Origin of the sequence: Gemmobacter lutimaris (assembly GCF_003570715.1) — a bacterium.
In the GTDB taxonomy this organism is placed as follows: domain Bacteria; phylum Pseudomonadota; class Alphaproteobacteria; order Rhodobacterales; family Rhodobacteraceae; genus Gemmobacter; species Gemmobacter lutimaris.
Genome location: NZ_QXXQ01000015.1, coordinates 1 through 20,117, shown reverse-complemented (window position 1 = coordinate 20,117; position 20,117 = coordinate 1). Strand labels below are relative to the sequence as shown.

The following is a 20,117-nucleotide window of genomic DNA, read 5'->3' as shown; positions in this document are numbered from 1 at the left end:
CCGTAGCTTTGTCAGCGCTACTATGTCCAATAAGATTGCATTATCGGACGTAAAGATGATATGCTGAAGGATATGATGGAAACGCACGAGAAATCGACTTCAGAGCCGCCGGAACGTCCTGATCCCCACGAAAAGGACGAGGGCGCCGATCATGAGCGCGACACGATTGCCCTGCCCTCCCATGTCGCTGGCTCGGGCACGCTCGACCGCCTGGTGGAAACCGCGCGAGACTATGCGCGTCAGGCTGCGTCGCAGAACACTCTCAAAGCCTACACCAAGGACTGGACCCATTTCGCCCGCTGGTGCCGGATGCGCGGCGCCGACCCTCTCCCCTCGTCGCCCCAGTTGATCGGGCTCTACATCGCCGATCTGGCAGCGCCGGGAGGAAGGGTCCCTGCCCTTTCGGTATCGTCCATCGAACGCCGGCTCTCGGGCCTTGCCTGGGGCTACACTCAGCGCGGGGAACGCCTCGACCGCAAGGACCGCCACATCGGGAGCGTCCTGGCCGGCATCCGCCGCAAGCACGCCCGGCCGCCGGTCCAGAAGGAAGCGATCCTGCCGGAGGACCTGCGCGACATGCTGGCCACCCTGCCCCACGATCTGCGCGGCCTGCGCGACCGGACGATCCTGTTGATGGGCTTCGCCGGCGGCTTGCGACGGTCCGAGATCGTCAGCCTGGACCATGGCAAGGACGATACGCCCGACAGTGGCGGCTGGGTCGAGATCCTGGACGATGGCGTTCTGGTTACGCTGCGCGGCAAGACCGGCTGGCGCGAGGTCGAAATCGCCCGCGGCTCATCCGACCAGACCTGCCCGGTCCATGCCTTAAGCCAGTGGCTACACTATGCCCGCATCGACTTCGGCCCCCTCTTCGTCGCGGTCTCCCGCAACGGGCTCAAGGCCAAATCCGAACGCCTGTCCGACAAGCATGTCGCCCGGTTGATCAAGTCCTGCGTCCGCGAGGCAGGCTTGCGCCCCGACCTGCCCGAGGCCGAGCGCGTCGCCCTCTTCTCTGGCCATTCGCTGCGCTCGGGTCTCGCGAGCAGTGCCGAGGTCGACGAGCGCTACGTGCAGAAGCAGCTTGGCCATGCATCAGCTGAGATGACCCGCCGCTACCAGCGCCGTCGCGACAGGTTCAGGGTCAACCTGACAAAGGCGGCGGGGCTTTGATGCCCCCCCTGCCCCATCGCGGGGCATCGCGCCTAGAAGGGGTTCTCGACCGCAACCCCGGTCGGCGCAAAGTCACTGACGTTCCCCGTCACGATGATGGCGCCATGGCGCAACGCTGTTGCAGCGATCATGAGATCAGCGCCGCTGTGGCCAATCTCGGCCGAAAGCCGCCCCCAGATGCGTGCGTCCTCGGCCGCAAAGGCAAGCAGCCGGTCCGAGAACAGCAAGACCGTCCGATCGAGCCATATACGGAGATCGCTGGCAAACGCAGGGTCGCGGACCTCCTGCTGACGAATGCCTCGCTCGATTTCGCCCAGAGTGATGACGCTCAGGAACAGGTCCTGCTCAGCCTTTCCGCGCAACCAGGCTGCCACTTGGGGTGCGCGGTCTGGGCGGCGTATAGCCGAGATAACGTTGGTATCGAGGATGTACATCAGAAACTCACGTCACGCGGTGCGGCCGCGGCGCGCGGAAACTCCCCACCGGGAAATGCCATAAGGTGCTCCGCGAAGCTTTCGCGCGCTTTCACAGCCCCCTCAACCAGCCTGTGGTATTCATCCGCAGACAGGATGACCACCGCGGGTTTGCCACGACGGCTGACCTCTTGCGGCGTCCCTGCCAGCGCGGCATCGACAACCGCGCTGAACTTGTTTTTTGCATCCTGAACAGTCCACATCATCCACACCTAGCTAGCTATCTGGCTAGATATATCATTTGCATGAGGTCCAATGTCAAGCAGAGGGAAAGACGATTGAGAGGTGCTAGCCCAGATATCACGACACCTTCACGCCCAATCGGTCGTTTATTGACGGTATATGAAACTGCAAACGGCCTGTTTTGATGCCATTGATAGGCTATGCGCGCGTCTCGACCGAGGATCAGACCCCCCTGCCCCAGTCGCAGGCCCTGAAATCGGCGGGCTGCGTTGAGATTCACGAAGAACAAGCCTCGGGCGGAAATCGTGCCCGACCCGTGCTGGCCCGTGTGCTGGAGCGGATAGGCAAAGGCGACACGCTTGTCGTCGTGCGCATCGACCGCCTGGCGCGGTCTCTGTCGCACCTACTGGAGGTGATCGAGCGGCTGGAGGCCAAGGGCGCTTTCTTCCGCTCGCTGACCGATCCGATCGACACGTCCTCACCGCAGGGCAAGTTCACCCTCCAGGTCCTGGGCGCAGCCGCCGAGTTCGAGCGCGCCCTGATCCGCGAACGCACCAAGGCCGGGCTGGCCAGCGCACGGACCAAAGGTCGGGTTGGCGGCAATCCGGGCCTGCGCGCGCGAGATCCGGCGGCGCTGCGCAAGGTGCGGCTGGCGCGGCAGGATGGCTACATGGAACGCCTGAACGAGACGGCGCAGGACTGGGTTCCCCATGTCCGTCGCCTGCGCCCGGACTTGGCCTGGGAAGACGTCGTGCGCATCGTCAACGGCCCCCTGCCCCGCGAGCGGCATTGGACGCAAAGCCGCCTTTTGCGCGCGGTCAACGCCTATGTCCGGGACGGCTTCCTACCGCCGACGGTACTGGACCGCGCCGGCCGCCGCGAAACCGACGACCGCCTGCCCGCCATCGTCGCCGCCATCAAGGGCGCGGACCCCGACATCACGCTTCAGGCGATCTGCACCCGGCTGGAAGCGATGCGCGAGCGCACGCCCCGTGGGCGGACACGCTGGCAACCCTCCTCGGTGAAGATGCTGCTGGAGCGGGCGGAGAGGCTTGGCTTGCTGGGTTGAGCACAATAACCTTGCAAATCTTCCATGATGTGGAGTAATTGCAAGGTATGTATCATCGCCATGCTACTCAGACAGTTCAATCCGCCCTCGACGCTCAAGCGGCTGTTGTCCTCTTGGGGCCGCGGCAGGTTGGCAAGACCACCCTCGCGCTCGAGATAGCTGGACAACGCCCATCCGTGTACCTTGATCTGGAACGCGACGCAGATCGACGGGTCCTGACAGAGCCAGATCTGTATCTGGATGAACAGGTCGGCAAACTCGTCATCCTTGATGAAGTCCAGCAGATGCCGGACCTGTTCAAGACCCTCCGCGGACAGATCGACATGCGACGCCGCAAGGGGGCCCGCACGGGGCAGTTCCTCCTGCTTGGGTCTGCATCGAATGTGCTTCTGCACCAATCGGCCGAGTCCCTTGCCGGGCGTGTTCGTTATATCGAAATGCCGCCACTCCTGCTGGACGAAGTCGGCGAGGACAGAATGAACGACCTGTGGCTGAGAGGCGGTTTCCCTGACAGCTTCCAAGCAGATAGTGACCAGAACAGCCTGGCCTGGCGCGAGGATTTCCTGCGCACCTACCTCGAACGCGATATCCCTGCCCTTGGGCCGCGCATCCCGGCTGCGACGCTGCGCCGCTTCTGGACGATGCTGGCGCATGCGCAGGGTGGACTGCTGAATGCGAGCTCGCTTGCAGAGGGTCTGGGCGTCTCAGGCCAGACGGTGGGGCGATACCTTGATCTGCTCGTCGATCTTATGTTGGTCCGGCGCCTGCAGCCTTGGCATGAGAATGCGGGCAAGCGCGTCGTCAAGTCGCCAAAGGTCTTTGTCAGGGATAGCGGCCTCGTCCATGCCTTGCTTGGCCTCGGTTCGCTGGAAAGCGTGCTGGGGCACCCGGTGGTCGGTGGAAGCTGGGAAGGGTTCTCCATCGAAACCCTGATCGCCGCCGCGCCAGTAGGGACCGAACACTTCTTCTACCGGACTGCAGCGGGGGCCGAGCTTGACCTTGTTCTGCGGCTTCCCGGGAATGCGATCTGGGCGATTGAGATCAAGCGCACGACAACACCCAAGGTGTCGCGTGGTTTCCATCTGTCGGTCGATGACATCAAGGCCGACCGGAAGATCTTGGTTTATGCCGGTGAACGGGAGGTGCCGGCAGGTGACGGGCTGAGAGCAATGCCTTTGGCCACCGCCGTGGAGCAGTTGCGCAATCTGTAGGGTTCTCAACGTGCGTCGAAGACCCGTCACGACGCTGCGCCGCGTCTCACTTAGCCAAGGACAAACCCACCCTCCCCTTTCAGACAGTGGCCCTTACCGGCGTTGAGCATCATCGCGGCCAAGGCGCTGGCTGGCGGGAAGTCGACAGCGGAACTTTCGCAAACTGTCCAGCACCTCGTGGGTGCGCGGCAAGCGATGAACCCGCAGAACATCATGCTCACGGATCAAGTCGATCCGGTCACCTTCCACCAGCCCGAGCTCTCTGACCAGCTTTACAGGCAGGCGCACCGCCAGGGAGTTGCCCCATCTCACGACTTTCATCCTGACCTCCTGCGAGCACTAACGCCGAGAAAGCTACATACCCATGATCGCCAGAGAAAGCTCGGCCAGCGAGGCCCACTGTGCTTGTGCTTACTGTACGCTCGGACACTAGATGTGGAAAAGGCTTGCGCGAATCTGGTCGGTCGGGCAATAGTCTCGAAAAATAACGCGCGGTCACATAAAAATCGCGCCCACGGATCGAGCAGGGCATGACCGAGATAGACAAAGACCTAGACGTCGCCATTGGCCACTACGCCGAACTCCTGGCTTCGAACCTGCATGCACAACGTGCAGCCCACTTCCCTCCCGACGCGAAGAAGGTGATGCGCAGCCTGACGAGTGGTGAAGCGGCCGAGCTGATTGGTGTCGATCACACCTACCTTCGCAAACTTCATCGGGAAGGCAAGATCACGGACGTCGAGACGACGGCCGGTAGCCATCGCCGCTACACCCTCGACGATGTCTGGGAGATCAGGCAAAGCCTTGAGGCCAATGCCAAAAAGCCGGGAACCTACGTGCCGGGTCGGCGCAAAGGGGACGAGCTACAGGTCATTTCCGTTGTGAATTTCAAGGGTGGCTCGGGCAAGACCACCACATCAGCACACCTTGCACAGAGACTTGCGTTCAAGGGTTATCGGGTGCTGGCCATTGATCTGGATCCGCAGGCGTCGTTGTCCGCCTTGCATGGGATCCAGCCTGAACTGGACCTGATGGAAGGCGGGACGCTGTACGACGCGGTCCGTTATGACGACCCTGTCCCGGTTTCCGAGGTCATCAGAAAGACCTACATCCGTGGCCTGGACCTTATTCCGGGCAATCTCGAGCTTATGGAGTTCGAGCATGAGACCCCAGCCGCGATCCAGCGTGGCGGCGCCCGCGCTTTCTTCGCGAGGGTCCGTGATGCCCTCGACAGCGTCGAAAGCGACTATGATGTCGTCGTGATCGACTGTCCTCCGCAACTGGGCTTTCTGACCATGTCTGCTCTCTCCGCGTCCTCGGGCGTCCTGGTCACCGTTCACCCTCAGATGCTTGACCTCATGTCCATGTCGCAGTTCCTGCGGATGACGGCCGACCTTTTGGGTGTGATCCGTGACGCGGGCGCCAACCTGCGTTTCGATTGGCTGCGGTTCTTGCCGACCCGTTACAAGGTGGGCGACGCCCCACAGACCGAGGTGATCGCCTTCATCCGAGGGCTCTTCGGGCGTTCGGTGCTTACCAACCACATGGTCGAGTCGACGGCGATATCGGATGCCGGACTGACCAAGCAGACCCTGTATGAGGCGGACAAGAAGGACTTCACGCGCCAGACCTTCGACCGCGCTATCGAGTCCATGAATGCCGTCAACGACGAGATCGCTGCGATCATCCAGAGCACGTGGGGACGCAATGGCAAGAAAGCCTAAACTGGGACTGCCCTTGCAGACATTGCGCAATGCCCCCGACGCTCTTGAGGGGCGCAGGCTGCGGGGTGGCGTGTTCGAGATCGAGCCTGACCATGTCGAGACCGTGGGCAGGCTGGATGACCGTCTGCAAATCGAGATTGCTGGGCTGAAGGCATCGATCTCCAGAAGCGGCCAACGGGTGCCGATCCTCGTGCGACCTCTCGAAGGCGATCGCTACAGCCTGATCTACGGGCGGCGTCGGCTTGAAGCTTGCCGGGATCTCGGGATCAAGGTCCGTGCGATCGTAACTGACATGGACGGGGATCAGGCGCTTCGGGATCAGCTGCTCGAGAACCAAGAACGACGTGACCTGAGCTTCATAGAACGTGCCTTGGTCGCGGCGGCCTTGCTCAATGGTGATCATCTTGGAGAGGCGGAACGTACCAACAAGGGTGTGGCAGAGGTTCTGGGGCTCACAGAAGCCGGTGTGTCGCAGCTGTTAAGTGTCGTTCGCGCAGTTGGTGAGAGCCTCGTACTTGCGATCGGTGCTGCGCCAGGTATTGGCCGGCCTCGTTGGGAGGAGCTCAAGAAGTCACTGGGCGATGCATCTGTGGACCGCGAGAACCTCGCTGCAGTAGCGGCAGAGACCAGGTCCTCTCACTCCGGTGGACCTGACGAAAAGTCAGACGCCGCGTTCCTTGCCGTCCTCGCCGCAGTGGTGCAGGCAGAGCGGCCGACCCGTCCATCAGGTCCCCGAGGGGCGCCCAGTGTGGCCATTCCGGGTGTCGGGGCTGCAACCATCGCGACAGGGCGCCGAGGCCGACAGTTCAAGCTCGAGCTGAAGGCCGAGGACAGAGATTTTGTCAGCTGGCTTGAGGGCATGGCCCCGCAGCTGATTGCTGAGCTTCACGAGCGCTGGAAGCGCAAGGAAGACTGAGGAAGAGCAACAACCAACAAGGAGGCACGAGACAGGCAGAAAAGAAAAAGGCCCCGAGAAGCAAGCTTCACGAGACCTTTCTTAGGTTTCGCACGGGACCAGCCCGCTACAAAACTCAGTTTTCGCACCTCTGAATGTAGCGATCTGGCCCCTTTCCCGCAAGCGCAAAGCGATTCGCGGGCCAGGGAAATTTTGCCTTCGTGAATGACATCATGGAGTACACACCAATTTCGCCGTTTATGCGGCCAATCTCGCACGCCCATCTGCGCGTGGTCGAGCGACCCGAGGCGTCTGTTCCGGGCAAGCCCGTGAACAAGTGGGAGCTCCTTCGCGAGCTGTCCAAGGCGCAGGCCGCCTTTGGCGTTTCCGAGCGCGATCTGACCGTTCTGCAGGGGCTTCTGAGCTTCTTTCCGGATGATGCGCTTGGCGGGAACGCAGAAATGGTCGTCTTTCCGTCCAACAAGGCAATCTGCGAGCGGCTGAACGGCATGGCCTGCTCCACGATGCGCAGGCACATTGCCCGCCTGGTGGACGCTGGCTTGCTCATGCGACGCGATAGTCCGAACGGGAAGAGGTATGTCCGCAAGCATGGCGAAAAACGCGTGGCCTTCGGCTTCGATCTCTCGCCGCTCTACTGCCGGTCCGAAGAGGTGGCACGGGCCGCAGAGGCCGTGCGTGAGGCCGAGGACCGTGTGCGCCGGCTGCGGGAGGTCGTGAGCCTCATGCGGCGCGATCTTGCTGCCCTGGCGGAGTTTGGAGAAGAGATCCAGCCAGGTCTTGGCCTCTGGGACCAACTACGCGACAAGGCTGTCCTGACAGCGCGCGCCCTGCGACGCAAGCTCATGCTCGAAGAGCTCTCGGCATACCGAGCAGATCTCGGAGCTCTTCTCGATCATGCACGCAACATCATTGATGGTCCTGAAACAGAAGAATTGAACACCAATGATGCCGGTTTTGAGCGTCACCATCATAATTCAAATGAAGAATCTATAGATCTTGAACCTGCCTTAGAAAAAGGCGGGGCGGCGGCCGGCGCGCCAGATGTTGAAACGGATGCGCCTGTTGCTGACGTGGAAGAAGCGGACACAAGACGCGTGCCAAAGATCCCGCTCCATCTGGTGATCGCGGGCTGCCCGTCGCTCAAAACCTTTTACCAGGGCGACATCCGCCACTGGCATCAGCTTTTCGACGCGGCTTGCCATGTACGGCCGGCCATGGGGATCAGTGCATCCGCTTGGGAAGAAGCGCAACGGTTCATGGGGCCCGAGCAGGCATCGATCGTCGTCGTCGCCATGCTGGAACGCTTTGCCGACATCCGATCGCCCGGTGGCTACCTCCGCGCCCTGACATCGAAGGCGGCGGCGGGCGAGTTCTCTTGCGGTCCGATGGTCATGGCGCTGATGTCCCGGCGAACTGCTGCATAACAGCTGTTAAGTCTTTTGGAGCGATCACCAAGTTCGACGCGACTTAACAGCTGTAAAGTCGCGCGTCGCTGGGTCAGCAGCCGGAGAGAGGAAAAGGTTGGGGGGGTGAGGGGTGACGGTGAGTGAGATCGGGAGAGTGGCTTCCGACGACCGTCGTGGAGAAGATCTGATGGCGAAACTTGCCCAGAGCATCACCCTGTCCCCGTCGCGGGACATCCCCTTCGACAAGCTCGTGTTGAGCCAGTCCAACGTGCGGCGCATCAAGGCCGGCGTCTCGGTCGAGGAACTGGCCGAGGACGTCGCGCGGCGCGGCCTGCTGCAGGGCTTGAACGTCCGGCCCGTGCTTGATGCCGACGGGGTCGAAACCGGCACGTTCGAGATCCCGGCCGGCGGCCGCCGCTTCCAGGCGCTATCGCTCCTGGTGAAGCAGAAGCGTTTGGCCAAGACCGCGCCGATCCCCTGCATCGTGCGGGATGCCGCCTCCGAGATTTTGGCCGAGGACGACTCGCTGGCCGAGAACATGCAGCGTGTGGCTTTGCATCCGCTGGACCAGTTCCGTGCGTTCCAGGCCCTGCGCGAAAAGGGTCAGGGCGAGGAAGCGATCGCGGCGGCCTTCTTCGTGACGCCGCAGATCGTGAAGCAGCGCCTGAAACTCACCACCGTGGCCCCTGCCCTGCTCGATGTCTATGCCGAGGACGGCATGACGCTGGAACAGCTGATGGCCTTCACGGTGAAGCCGGATCACGCGCGTCAGGAACAGGTCTGGGACGCGGTGAAGAACTCCTGGAACAAGGAGCCCTACGCCATTCGCCGAATGCTGACCGAAACCTCGGTCCGGGCGTCGGATCGTCGTGCGGTCTTCGTCGGTGTCGATGCCTATGAGGCGGCGGGTGGTGTCGTGCTGCGCGATCTTTTCCAGGGCGATGACGGTGGCTGGCTCGAGGACCCTGCCCTGCTCGACCGCTTGGTCTCCGAGAAGCTCCAAGCGGAAGCCGAGGCACTTACTTCGGAGGGCTGGAAGTGGATCGAGGTGGCGACCGACCTGCCCTATGGTTACAGCCACGGTCTGCGACGTCTGGCCGGTGATCCCGCGCCGATGACCGACGAGGAAAGCGCGGCCCACGCGACGCTCCTCGCAGAGTATCGGGCGCTGGAGGAGGAATACTCCGGCGAGGACGAGTACCCTGAGGAGATCGATGCCCGGCTCGGGCAGCTCGAGATGGCAATGGAAGCACTCGAACAGCGGCCCTTGATCTACGACCAGGCCGAGGTCGCGCGGGCGGGGGTCTTCGTGTCGCTGGATCGGGACGGCAGCTTGGCTGTCTATCGCGGCTATGTCCGGCCCGAGGACGAGCCGCGCGAGGAGACCGCGGTCCAGGATGGCGATGGCGCGGATGCCATGGGGCAGGGGGGTGATGTCGGTGTTTCCAGCTGGAAACCTTCGGCGACCTCCGCCGGGGGCACCGTCATCACCTCGGGGGGCCAGCCGATCGGCGCCGACCTATCCGACGAGGACGACGACGGTGCGCTGAAGCCGCTGCCCGAACGCTTGGTCATGGAACTGACCGCCCATCGGACCCTCGCGCTGCGGGAAGCCATCGGGCGTTCGCCGGACGTTGCGTTGACGCTCCTGCTCCTGAAGTTGGTGACGGACACCTTCCGCACTTCCTCGGCCACGGGCAGCTGTCTCGAAGCCTCGGTGCGTCACGTCTACATGTCGGCGCAGGCACCTGATCTGAAGGACAGCGTGGTGGCCAAGCTGGTCGATGAGCGTCACGCCGCCTGGGAGGCCGATCTGCCCCTCGGCGATGATGCCGCGCTCTGGGACTATCTGACCGTACTGGATCAGGGCAGCCGTCTGGCGCTGCTGGCGCATTGCCTCAGCTTCGGGATCAACGCGCTCCATGAGAAAGTGAACCCCTATGGTGCGGGCATCTCCGCCAGCGGCCTGACCCGCCGATTGGTGCATGCCGATCTGGTGGCTCGTGCCGTCGATCTCGACATGGTCGAAGCGGGCTGGGAGCCGACCGTCGATGGCTACCTCAACCGTGTGCCCAAGGCCCGGATCCTCGAGGCCGTGCGCGAGGCGAAGGGTGAAGGGACCGCGCAGCTTCTCGATCACCTCAAGAAGGGCGAGATGGCCACGGAAGCCGAGCGGCTCCTCAAGGGCAGCGGCTGGTTGCCCGAGGTCCTGCGTCGGGCCGATCTGGCGGCAGGCGACGGCGAGCCGATCGTAGAAGGGCAGGGGGAGGACGCGGGCGAGCCCGAAGATGTCGATCTCCCGGCTTTCCTGACGGCCGATCTGCCGAACGGCGACGCGTCGATGATGGCGGCAGAATGATCTGAGCCATCCGGGGGCGAGGAAACTCGCCCCTATTTCTCACAAAATACAGCAATATCAATATGATGAATGCGAACTCTCGCATTCGGGATGAGGAATCATGTCTGCAAGGAACATCATCGACTCAGCCCCTCTCGGGGCGCTGATCCGCTACACCGACGGCAGTCCCAAGCCGCCGGCACGCTTCACCAAGAAGTTGGCAGCTTGGGAAAGGTCAAACGGCCTCGGTCGTCTCGTGAAAAAGGAACCGCCCCGGGTCTATCCGACCTGGACCGCTCCGGCCTCCTTCACGCTGCATGAAGGGAACTTCTCCTCGGACGGGGTCATCCTCGTCACCATCATGCGCAGCCACTCGGCGGACAGCCGGCTGGTATTCGAGGTCGCTGAGGAGCCGAAGCCCGGGCAGGTGCGTGTGCTCCTCGACTTCGGCGGCAACACCGAGCTGCTGCACCTGGCGGAATCTATCACTGCGGCCGAGCTCTGGATCGCCAAGGAAGGATACCGCAGCGCGCGACTTGAAATCGTCGGTGCCGAGGACGGCGATAGGGCAGAGGGCGCGTACCTGGCCGCCTGAGCGCTGCTAAGGCGTGAGGGGCCAGCCCACAGGCGGGCCTCTCACCGACCACAACCCCGTCCCGCGATCTCGCGGGGCACCAAAGGATCCATCCCCCAAGACGGAGGTCTTCAACCAAGAGCCCGGCCGGGAGGCTGGCGGCGTTACAAGCATCAGCGCGACAACCGGCTCCTGACGTTGGGGCACCATCCCCCGCTCGCCATTCCCTTCCTTGCCCCGAATCCCGTCTTCGAGATCAACCCGCAAAGGGGTCGGACTACGGGCGAGCCCGTGCCGCCGGGTGGATTCGGGCGAGCCGAACGCACCCGGTGATGTCAGCCAGTCTTCGGGCCTTCGGGGTCCTGTCGCGCGGGGGATGGTCCCCCGCCTCCCAGACAGGAGCCAAACAGATGTCTCGCAAAGATGCACACGCCTTCGCAGCCTCCCTCGCCGCCACGCTCATGGTCTCGATCGTCGTCTTCCAGGCAGGGGATGGAACCTTCGGCGCTGTCCCCGCCGATGAAATCGACGGCGACGAGGTTCAAGTGATCGCTGAGGTCGACCCGTGGGCATGATGCTCACGGTCTCAACGAGGGCTCGGCGTCGGGGCAAGGGCCCCGATCCGAGCCTGTCGCCTGTCCGCTGTTCCAAGCGAGCGGCAGAATGTGCCGACGATGGTCGGCATGTCGATCCTGACACGATTGAAGCACGCCTCGGCACTCGGCGTCTCTATCGGCACTATCCGTCAGTGAGGGCGCCGTGAAAGCCGCTTGATCATGGACGGGCTTCGTCGGAAGCTGTCGCGTGTCAGGTTGAGGGCCCATCGCATGCTATATAAATCATTGATTTCATTATATGGATCATCGCTGGCGGGTAAATCGGCTCCCACTGACGACTTGGTCTGGCACTTCACGCCGTCCGAAGACTTGAAACTATTTCGCGAGTATGCGCTCGAGGCTTTGCAACAGGCCAAGGTTTATCTGCTTGATCACTTGGCAGCAGCCTATGCCGATACGCTTCATGACGCTGTTGCCAAACAGGCCGCCGAAACCGGTTTGCCGGCGATGGCTATTCTTGGTGAGGTGAAACTACCTGCTGACGTCGTTTGGGTAGAGTTCGACGATCGAGAGCTGGGCGTTGCACGCTTCGAACGCGCTTCACCGGTGACCAAGCATGACGACAAGCCATTGGGCACTGGCTTGCGCGGCTACCTCCTTGATGACCGGAACGATGGCCATCTGCGGATCACGATGTTCCATCGCCGCGAAAATTCGCGTGTCGTCGACCCGATCTGCGCTCTGCTTGTCAAGCGCACGCCAACGGGAGAGCTGAATTACGACGACGTCGAAGTCGAACTCAGCCGTTCCGTGGTCGATTTCCGCGTGAGGAGCGGAGATACGATGGAAATGATCAACGGTCGACGCACGGTGCACCAGGTTGAAACGGGGTACGACCTGTTCATTCCTTACGCGCTCTTTGCCATGTTGGTTTCACCGGACCTGGGCGGGATCATCCCCACGGAAGCCGAAACCTTCACCCCCAAGGACACGAAGACCGCACGGAAGTTCGGCAAGTCGTGGATCCTTGGCGCCCAGAGATCACATCTGACGATCCGGATCGGCCCGCAGGCTGCTGCGCACATGGCGGAAAGGACTGCTCGCCTTGAATTCGAGCGGCAAGCACTTGAGGCGCGGAATGGACCCATCCGTCACTGGGTTGCCGAGCATGAGAGGCACTATCGGAGCGGCAAAGTGGTTCTGGTCAAAGGACATCACCGAGGTCAGGTGCCGATGCCATATCTGCCGACGCGCGTGATGGGTCCGAAGTCTGATGCGACCAGTTTTGAGTTTCCGGCGACCGAGCCGTCAAACCAAGACTGACCCGGCATTTTCCGGCCGTGATTTCAGACCGACAGGTCGCTCGGTTCTTTGCCCGAATTGATGTGATCCGCGAACCACTGCGGTTTCCGGCCACGGCCCGACCAGGTGAGAGCGGCGTTCTCCAGGTGTCGGTATTTCGCCACGGCTGGCGCACGGGTGGTTTTCACTTCGACTCCGATCAGGTCGGCAAGGGAGTAGCCCATCTCTTTGGCGATGACCTCCAGCTTGGCGCGGGCATCTGCCTTGTGCCGGTCCTCGTAAGTGGAAATCGCCTTGGCGAGGTCCTTCTGCATTTGCCGCAGTTCCTTGAGCGACATCGCCTCGAGATTGAAATCAGCCATTGGGCCCTCGTGTCCTGAATGATGCATACGGGATAGCCGTCAGATCGCAACATCGCAACTCACACGGAGGTCACCGCGATAGGGCAGGGGGATGAGGTTAGCTTGAGCCGCATGGTCAATTCTTTCGCAAGAGCTTCAACCCCGTTGCCTTGGCTAGGAAGGCCGAGTTCTGCAAGAGCCCCACGTCGCTCCTATCCCCGGCGCCATCCCTTCGACTGACAATCCCCTAAGCCTGTTCGGCCTCTGGCGCGCAACCCCGCGTCAGTCCGGGCCGTGTTGCCCCTTTGGGGCTGCCCGCTCCACCCCGGCCCTCTGGAGGTTTCCGGTCGCCGTTCCGTCTCCCGTGCACGCCTCAGCCGACAGGCTTTTTCCGGGTCTTGTCGAAGGGACGGTCCCAGGGACAGGAAAAACAGGAGCTACCAAATGCAGAACATCGTCATCCTCGCCGGCAACATCGGTCAGAAGCCCGAAGTGCGCTCGACCCAAAGCGGCACCAAGATCACCAACTTCACCCTGGCCACCTCGCGTCCCCGCCTTTCGGAAGGTCGCGCGATCCGCGACGAAAACGGCTACCGGGTCATGGACACCGAATGGCACCGCATCACCTGCTTCAACGGTCTCGGCAAGACGGTCGCAGAGCACTGCGAAAAGGGCATGAAGGTCCTCGTCCACGGGCGCATCCACTACACGAAGTGGACCGACGCAACCGGCACCGACCGCTACGGCTGCGAGATCATCGCCGAGAAGGTCGACTTCCTGAGCCGCCCGAAGTCGGCCGAGAACGAAAACCCCGAGTTGGTCGATCGCGACGACGAGATCCCGTTCTGAGGAATGGGGTCTCCCCCTCGGGCCCGGCGGGGAAACCCGCCGGGTTCAGTTGAAAAATCTGATCGGACGCTCGTACTACAAGCTATCGTCGAAGCACATCTTCTCCAAGTCGCCTGGGCGATTTACAGTGCGGTCGTACAACGCTCGGTTGGCGCGCGCGTCAACTTCGAGATATCGCGCACATCTTTCGGAACTTCATGAAGCTTAGCTATGAAAGCGGAAAATGATTGAACGTATTCAACTTATTAGAAATATTGGCCAGTTTGATAGTGTCAGCCCCCCGCCGCAGACAGCCTTGACCCCGTTCTCCTTGATTTATGGTGAAAACGGTCGTGGCAAGACGACAATCGCCGCAATTCTTCGCTCTCTGGCGACGAATGATCCCGGCTTGGTGACAGACCGGCATAGGCTTGGTGCGCAGCATCCGCCCCACATTGTTATCGGTCGCGCAGGTGGTCAATGCGTGTTTCAGAACGGCGCTTGGACGCAACCGCTGCCGCAGGTTTCCATTTTCGATGATGCCTTTGTCTCCGCGAACGTCTGCTCCGGCATTGAGCTCCAGACGGCACATCGCCAGAACTTGCACGAGCTTATTCTGGGTGCACAGGGAGTCGCGCTGAGCGTCGCGCTTCAAGGCCATGTCACACGCATTGAAGAACACAATACCCGACTGCGTGAGTTGGCCGACGCGATACCTGCGAACGCGCGGGGCCCGTACAAGGTCGATACCTACTGCAGTCTTGAGCGAGACCCCACCATCGACGCGAAAATTCAGGACGCTGAGCGCCGATTAGCTGCCGCACACTCCGCCGAGGCGATACGCCAGCGACCAGGCTTTCAGGACTTTGGTCTGCCAGATTTCGACCTCGAAGGAATTGATGCCGTGTTGGATCGCAGTTTGCCCGATCTCGAAGCCGCTGCTGCAGACCGGGTTCGCGCGCATATTGCTAAGCTTGGGCGTGGCGGCGAAGCTTGGGTCTCGGATGGCATGGTGCGCATCGAACCGGTCTCCCAGGGACATGACGGCGAGATTTGTCCCTTCTGTGCTCAGGATCTCGATGGCTCCGAGCTGATTGGTCACTACCGTGCCTATTTCAGCCAAGCCTACGAAGACCTTAAACTTACCATCAGGCAGACCGGCCTTGCGATACGCAATACGCACGCAGGCGACATTCCGTCTGCTTTCGAGCGGGACGTTCGGACTGCTGTTCAGGCTCACGAATTCTGGAAGGACTTTGCCGACCTGCCGGAAATCGAGGTTGATACTGCCGCCATTGGTCGTCAATGGAACGCAGCCCGCGAAGCAGTGCTCGAACAGCTTCGCGCCAAGGCCGCTGCACCTCTGGATCGCATGGAACTATCGCCTGAAGTTCGTCGGTCCGTAATGGATTATCGTGCGCGCATTGTCGAAGTAGCCGCTCTGTCGCAGCGCCTCGTTGCCGTCAACGCGCGGCTTGATATCGTGAAGGAACAGGCGCAAGCCGATGATCTCGCCGCCCTGACCGATGACCTTGCGAAGCTGAAGGCGCAGAAGGCCCGCTTCGATCCTGCCGTCTTTCCGCACTGCGATACCTACACCGCAGAAAAGACCGCCAAGGCGGCAACTGAAACGCTCCGAACCCAAGCCCGCGCTGCGCTCGATCAGTATCGGGAACAGATTTTCCCTGCCTACGAGACTGCAATCAACGAATATCTAAGGCGCTTCGCTGCGGCATTTCGCTTGGGGGAAGTCCAGTCCGTTAACAACCGCTCCGGATCATCCGCGTCTTATTGCGTGGTCATCAATCAGCAAAACGTCAACGTCACGGCAGATCAGGGCCCGTCCTTTCGAAATACCCTAAGCGCAGGGGACAGAAACACGCTCGCATTGGCTTTCTTCTTTGCCTCGCTGGACCAAGACCCTGACCTCGCAAACAAGATCGTTGTCATCGATGATCCCATGACCAGTCTGGACGAACATCGCACCCTCCGGACGCGCGCGGAAATCATGACGCTATCCGCAAGAGTGAGGCAGGTGATTGTGCTGTCCCATTCGAAGCCGTTTCTCTGCAGTCTGTGGGAGCAATCTGACCGGAACGTTTCGACAGCGCTGCGCATCAACCGAGCCGCAGTCGGCTCAGAGATTACCGTTTGGGACGTTCGGAGCGATAGTATTTCGGAACATGACAAACGCCATGAACTCGTAAGAGGCTATTTGCAAGCGGCCGATCCCGACAAAGAACGTCAGGTTGCGGCGGCTCTTCGGCCAATCCTGGAAGCCTTCATGCGAGTTGCTTATCCAGAGTATTTTCCGCCGGGGACGCTTCTAGGCCCGTTCCTAGGATTGTGCGACCAGCGCGTTGGCGCGAACAACGAGATATTGTCGGCGGGCGACATCGCGGAACTGAGAGTCTTGCTCGGGTATGCAAACTTTTTTCACCACGATACCAACCCCGCTTGGCAGACGGCTGCGATCAATGATGCTGAACTGACTGATTTCGCGGAGCGAACACTATTGTTTGCCTCGCGGCGCTGATCTGCCGTGCGCCTGCAAGCGGAGGCCATTCAATGTCCACTCCTGGCGTCAGCGCCTGATGTGTTCGCACCCGTCGATAAACTAGGCTTCCCGTACAAAAGTGCCCTTAGAGTAAGAGTAGTGCTGGTTTCACGGTGACGGGTTGAAGGCTGGGAGAGTGGCTCCCGGCGCCTGTCGCGGGAGATAGCCGATGGGCGTTGTGGAAGTTCTGGATCCGGTCGCACCGGCGCGGGCGGGTGGCTGGAAGGTGGATGTGAGCCGGGGTGAGCGGAACGGGCGGGTGTCGTCCGAATGGTTCAACCGGCCCGATGATGAGCGGTATCTGTCGCTCGACGATCTCTGGGCGTCGGTAAAGGGCCGGTCCGAGCGCAGCCGCAGCCGGGTCGTGCAGACCGCCGACATCCGCGTCGAGGCCGCGCGTGATAATCCCGAACGGTTGCACTTGATGCTGCCGAAAGCGCATGAACCGGTCGCGCCCACGCATTGGGCTTTTGGCCAGCTTGCCAGCATCGTTGGGGCCCCGGCATCGTATCTGCGACAGTTGCCCGCGCCGCTGGCAGGGATCAACCTGCAGTATGGGCTGACCAACCACCGCGCCGAGCAGGTGAAGACCTTCGAGACCGAAGACGGTCGCACCGAACTGCGCGCGGTGACCGGCCCCGACTATGGCCGCATCCATGACCATGAGCTGGTCGGGGCGGTGCAGCGCATCGCGGGCAACGGCACGGGCGACACGCGCTGGAAGGTGCCGGGCGTGCTCGACTGGTCGACCGGGGTCTACAACCCCGATGTCGAGATCAGCCGCGACACGACCACGCTCTATGCCTCGGACCGGGACGTTTTCCTGTTCTTGGTCGACGATCACAACCCGATCGAGGCGGGCCGGTTGCCCGATGGTTCCCCCGATCTCTACTTCCGGGGTTTCTATTGCTGGAACTCTGAGGTCGGGGCCAAGACCCTCGGCATGGCCAGCTTCTACCTGCGGGCCGTCTGCCAGAACCGCAACCTCTGGGGCGTCGAGAATTTCCAGGAGATTACCATCCGCCACTCGAAATACGCCGCCTCCCGCTTCGCCCATGAGGCGGCCCCGGCGCTGACGCGGTTCGCCAATTCCTCGCCGCAGGGCTTCGTGAATGGCATCAAGGCCGCGCGGCAGCAGATCGTGGCGCGGACGGACGAGGACCGGGATGACTTCCTGCGGAAGCGCGGCTTCTCCAAGGCTGAATCCGGTAAGATCATCGAAAAGGTGCTGATGGAAGAGGGTCGCCCGCCCGAAAGCATTTTCGATTTCGTGCAGGGCATCACGCGGCTTGCGCGTGACAAAACCCAGCAAGATGCCCGCCTCGACATGGAGGGGCGGGCGAAGAAGCTCCTCGACCGGGTCGGCTGAGGCCGCGCGTCATCCGCTTGACCGCCCAAGCCTGTTGGGCGGTCAACTTTCCTCCAATTGCGCCGACGATCCGCCCTTCGACAGGGCAGGTGCGTCGGCGTTTCATTTTTTCGGAGACCCCCGATGACCCCGCAAGAAGAAACCGTCATTCTCGAGGCCCGCGAAATCCTCGGTCGCTATCTGAACCAGAACCCAGTCCTCGGCAATTGGCAGGCTGTTCGCGATTACTGTGCGGTGGCCGTACGCGGCGAGGTGGAGCGCTTCCATGTCCTCTACCTCGACCGACGCAATCGCGTCATCTCGGACGAGCAGCTTTCGATCGGAACCGTGGACCATGTCCCGGTCTATCCGCGCGAGATCATTAAGCGGGCGCTTATGTTGAACGCAAGTGCCCTCATTGTGGTCCACAACCACCCCTCCGGTGATCCGACGCCTTCCGAGGCGGATATCACCATGACGAAGGAAATCCAGAAGGGCTGCAAGTATCTCGGGCTGACCTTGCATGACCACATCATCGTGGGTGGGGGCCAGGAACTCTCTCTTCGGGGTTTGGGCAAGATGTGACCCGTCCTTCGGATCAACGCCTTCCGTCGCCCCTTCGAGGAAGAGGGCGGTGGTTTTGTCTTTGACGCTTGATGCGGGGAGAGAGGCTTCCCGCACCGTCGGAGATATTTCCCATGTTCGACCTTTCCTTTCTGGCTCTCTCGGTCCCGTTTCCGGCTGACGTCATGCCGGTCATCGCGCACAGCACTTCTGACCCCTCGCTGCCCTTTTCCCTGACGCTACCTGACCGCTACCTTGCGGCTGCGATGTCGGGAGAGGCGCGTCCTCGGATCATCGGCCATTTCGCCACGCTGACCGAAGCCATGCGGGGCGCGATCAAAATGGCGGACGAAATGGAGCCTGATGCTGCACCGCGCATGCTGGCGATCCTTGACCGCGACGAGCGTCTTGTCCTTGCCGGTGCTGCAGCGAATGGCGCTGTCGCTTGGTGCGCTCCGGTCATGACCGCGACTGAGGCCCGGGTCGTGGTTATGGAAGCAAGCCAGCTTCGGGCGCAGGCAAGCCGTGCGGCGGACTGGCTGGAAAGCGATCTTGCAACCCGCCTGCGGCAGCGTGCCGATCTCTTGGAGGCTCGCCTCGTCGATCCACTCTGGCGCGCCTTTGCCACGCGCGCCCTGCAGATCGCGGCATGACCCCAAAGAGGCAGAGGAGGGCAGGGGGCTTTTGTGAGCTTCGCCGGGGCAAGAGAGTGCCCGGCGGCTCCGACCCTTTCCCCTTCTTCGGAGACCCCAATGACCCAGGTTGAACCCACGCTTCCGGCGCCGATGCCGCCGTCCACGATCGACTTCGCCGCAGTGTTCGCGGTGCAGGCCAAACAAGCCGCCCGCGAGGCCGAACTGCGTCCGGCCAACAAGGATCGCCTGTTAGATGCCCTGACCGCCGCCGGCATTTCCCATGTCACTGTCACCTTCGATGGCGAGGGTGACAGCGGCCAGATTGAGAGCATCGCGGCATGGGCGGGGGAGACAGCTGTCGCTTTCCCTGCCGTGGAAATTCTCTATGCCGCCATCACCTGGGACAGCCCCGAGGTCGAGATGCGGCGGCTTTCGCTCGAAGATGTCGTCGAACAGCTCGCCTATGATTTCCTCAGCGACACCCACGGCGGTTGGGAAAACAACGACGGCGCTTATGGCGAGTTCTGCTTCGACGCCGGTGCCCGCTGCATCCATCTCGAGTTCAACGAACGGTTCACGTCGTCCGAACTCTTCACCCACGAATTCTGAGGGGGCGACGATGGCACATCCATATCATCACGCCCTCTCTTCGGTAAAAAAATGGGGCGGCACGGTCGACGATTACCAGCCCATCCATGCCTGGTACGATAGCTCGAAAGCCCACTCTGCGGATTTCCGCCATCGCGCGATGTTTCATCATGCGGCTGGAATCTGGCTTTCCGAGACTGTCTTCGGGCCGACGATCACGCTGTCGACCGGCAGGATCATTCCGACCCGCTGGGTGGGCGAGCAGCACGTCCGCGAGGATCTGGGGTTCATTCCGAGCTTCACCGACTGGGTCAAGGCGATCCGGCCAGAACC

General features: G+C 61.8%; 21 protein-coding genes. 17 read left to right on the top strand and 4 right to left on the bottom strand.

Going from position 1 to position 20,117, the window contains the following annotated elements:
• Positions 1-60: 60 nt before the first annotated feature.
• Positions 61-1,170 (top strand): tyrosine-type recombinase/integrase, encoded by a 1,110-nt coding sequence (locus D2N39_RS18725; protein WP_119136326.1) that lies wholly within the window; start codon positions 61-63, stop codon positions 1,168-1,170.
• Between the two features lie 32 nt (positions 1,171-1,202).
• Here the strand turns inward: D2N39_RS18725 and D2N39_RS18720 are convergent, their stop codons facing one another.
• Complete coding sequence (locus D2N39_RS18720; protein ID WP_119136325.1) at positions 1,203-1,604, bottom strand: type II toxin-antitoxin system VapC family toxin; 402 nt, start codon at positions 1,602-1,604, stop codon at positions 1,203-1,205.
• Complete coding sequence (locus D2N39_RS18715) at positions 1,604-1,846, bottom strand: type II toxin-antitoxin system Phd/YefM family antitoxin (RefSeq protein ID WP_119136379.1); 243 nt, start codon at positions 1,844-1,846, stop codon at positions 1,604-1,606. The genes D2N39_RS18720 and D2N39_RS18715 overlap by 1 nt, the downstream gene beginning before the upstream one ends.
• Positions 1,847-2,010: 164 nt before the next feature.
• Here D2N39_RS18715 and D2N39_RS18710 point away from each other — a divergent pair, with 164 nt between their 5' ends.
• Positions 2,011-2,895, top strand: coding sequence for a recombinase family protein (locus tag D2N39_RS18710; protein ID WP_119136324.1), 885 nt, complete (start codon positions 2,011-2,013; stop codon positions 2,893-2,895).
• Between the two features lie 47 nt (positions 2,896-2,942).
• Positions 2,943-4,106: an ATP-binding protein gene (locus D2N39_RS18705; protein WP_119136323.1), complete on the top strand. Its 1,164-nt coding sequence runs from the start codon at positions 2,943-2,945 to the stop codon at positions 4,104-4,106.
• A gap of 93 nt (positions 4,107-4,199) precedes the next feature.
• Here D2N39_RS18705 and D2N39_RS18700 read toward each other — a convergent pair whose 3' ends face one another.
• Positions 4,200-4,427, bottom strand: coding sequence for an AbrB/MazE/SpoVT family DNA-binding domain-containing protein (locus D2N39_RS18700; protein ID WP_119136322.1), 228 nt, complete (start codon positions 4,425-4,427; stop codon positions 4,200-4,202).
• 209 nt (positions 4,428-4,636) lie between these two features.
• Here D2N39_RS18700 and repA point away from each other — a divergent pair, with 209 nt between their 5' ends.
• The 7 genes from repA (at position 4,637) to D2N39_RS18670 (ending at position 12,944) form a co-directional block, all read left to right on the top strand.
• Positions 4,637-5,830, top strand: a complete 1,194-nt coding sequence (gene repA, locus D2N39_RS18695; protein ID WP_119136321.1) for a plasmid partitioning protein RepA — start codon at positions 4,637-4,639, stop codon at positions 5,828-5,830.
• The gene (repB, locus tag D2N39_RS18690) at positions 5,814-6,746 is read left to right on the top strand and encodes a plasmid partitioning protein RepB (protein WP_119136320.1); all 933 of its coding nucleotides are present in this window, start codon (positions 5,814-5,816) and stop codon (positions 6,744-6,746) included. The genes repA and repB overlap by 17 nt, the downstream gene beginning before the upstream one ends.
• Positions 6,747-6,958: 212 nt before the next feature.
• Positions 6,959-8,170, top strand: a complete 1,212-nt coding sequence (gene repC / locus D2N39_RS18685; protein ID WP_119136378.1) for a plasmid replication protein RepC — start codon at positions 6,959-6,961, stop codon at positions 8,168-8,170.
• A 169-nt stretch (positions 8,171-8,339) separates the two neighbouring features.
• Positions 8,340-10,511 carry a ParB/RepB/Spo0J family partition protein gene (locus tag D2N39_RS18680; protein ID WP_119136319.1) on the top strand — a complete coding sequence of 724 codons (2,172 nt, stop codon included), beginning with the start codon at positions 8,340-8,342 and terminating at the stop codon, positions 10,509-10,511.
• Positions 10,512-10,611: 100 nt separating this feature from the next.
• Positions 10,612-11,085, top strand: a complete 474-nt coding sequence (locus tag D2N39_RS18675; RefSeq protein ID WP_119136318.1) for a hypothetical protein — start codon at positions 10,612-10,614, stop codon at positions 11,083-11,085.
• A 389-nt stretch (positions 11,086-11,474) separates the two neighbouring features.
• Positions 11,475-11,639 (top strand): hypothetical protein, encoded by a 165-nt coding sequence (locus tag D2N39_RS23150; protein WP_167384016.1) that lies wholly within the window; start codon positions 11,475-11,477, stop codon positions 11,637-11,639.
• 252 nt (positions 11,640-11,891) lie between these two features.
• A complete protein-coding gene (locus tag D2N39_RS18670) occupies positions 11,892-12,944 on the top strand; it encodes a hypothetical protein (protein WP_119136377.1) in 1,053 nt (350 codons plus the stop codon).
• Between the two features lie 23 nt (positions 12,945-12,967).
• Here the strand turns inward: D2N39_RS18670 and D2N39_RS18665 are convergent, their stop codons facing one another.
• Positions 12,968-13,285: an H-NS histone family protein gene (locus tag D2N39_RS18665; RefSeq protein WP_119136315.1), complete on the bottom strand. Its 318-nt coding sequence runs from the start codon at positions 13,283-13,285 to the stop codon at positions 12,968-12,970.
• Between the two features lie 423 nt (positions 13,286-13,708).
• Here D2N39_RS18665 and D2N39_RS18660 point away from each other — a divergent pair, with 423 nt between their 5' ends.
• From D2N39_RS18660 to D2N39_RS18630, 7 genes are all read left to right on the top strand, one after another.
• Complete coding sequence (locus tag D2N39_RS18660) at positions 13,709-14,113, top strand: single-stranded DNA-binding protein (protein ID WP_119136313.1); 405 nt, start codon at positions 13,709-13,711, stop codon at positions 14,111-14,113.
• Between the two features lie 223 nt (positions 14,114-14,336).
• Positions 14,337-16,628, top strand: coding sequence for an AAA family ATPase (locus tag D2N39_RS18655; protein WP_119136311.1), 2,292 nt, complete (start codon positions 14,337-14,339; stop codon positions 16,626-16,628).
• A 190-nt stretch (positions 16,629-16,818) separates the two neighbouring features.
• Positions 16,819-18,018, top strand: a complete 1,200-nt coding sequence (locus D2N39_RS18650) for a DUF932 domain-containing protein (RefSeq protein ID WP_119136309.1) — start codon at positions 16,819-16,821, stop codon at positions 18,016-18,018.
• Between the two features lie 123 nt (positions 18,019-18,141).
• Positions 18,142-18,582, top strand: a complete 441-nt coding sequence (locus D2N39_RS18645; protein WP_119136307.1) for a JAB domain-containing protein — start codon at positions 18,142-18,144, stop codon at positions 18,580-18,582.
• A 113-nt stretch (positions 18,583-18,695) separates the two neighbouring features.
• On the top strand, positions 18,696-19,214 hold the full coding sequence (locus D2N39_RS18640) for a DNA repair protein RadC (protein ID WP_119136305.1): 519 nt from the start codon (positions 18,696-18,698) through the stop codon (positions 19,212-19,214).
• 99 nt (positions 19,215-19,313) lie between these two features.
• Complete coding sequence (locus D2N39_RS18635) at positions 19,314-19,805, top strand: DUF6878 family protein (RefSeq protein WP_119136303.1); 492 nt, start codon at positions 19,314-19,316, stop codon at positions 19,803-19,805.
• Between the two features lie 10 nt (positions 19,806-19,815).
• On the top strand, positions 19,816-20,117 hold a 302-nt coding region (locus D2N39_RS18630; RefSeq protein WP_119136376.1), incomplete at its 3' end, for a DUF6915 family protein.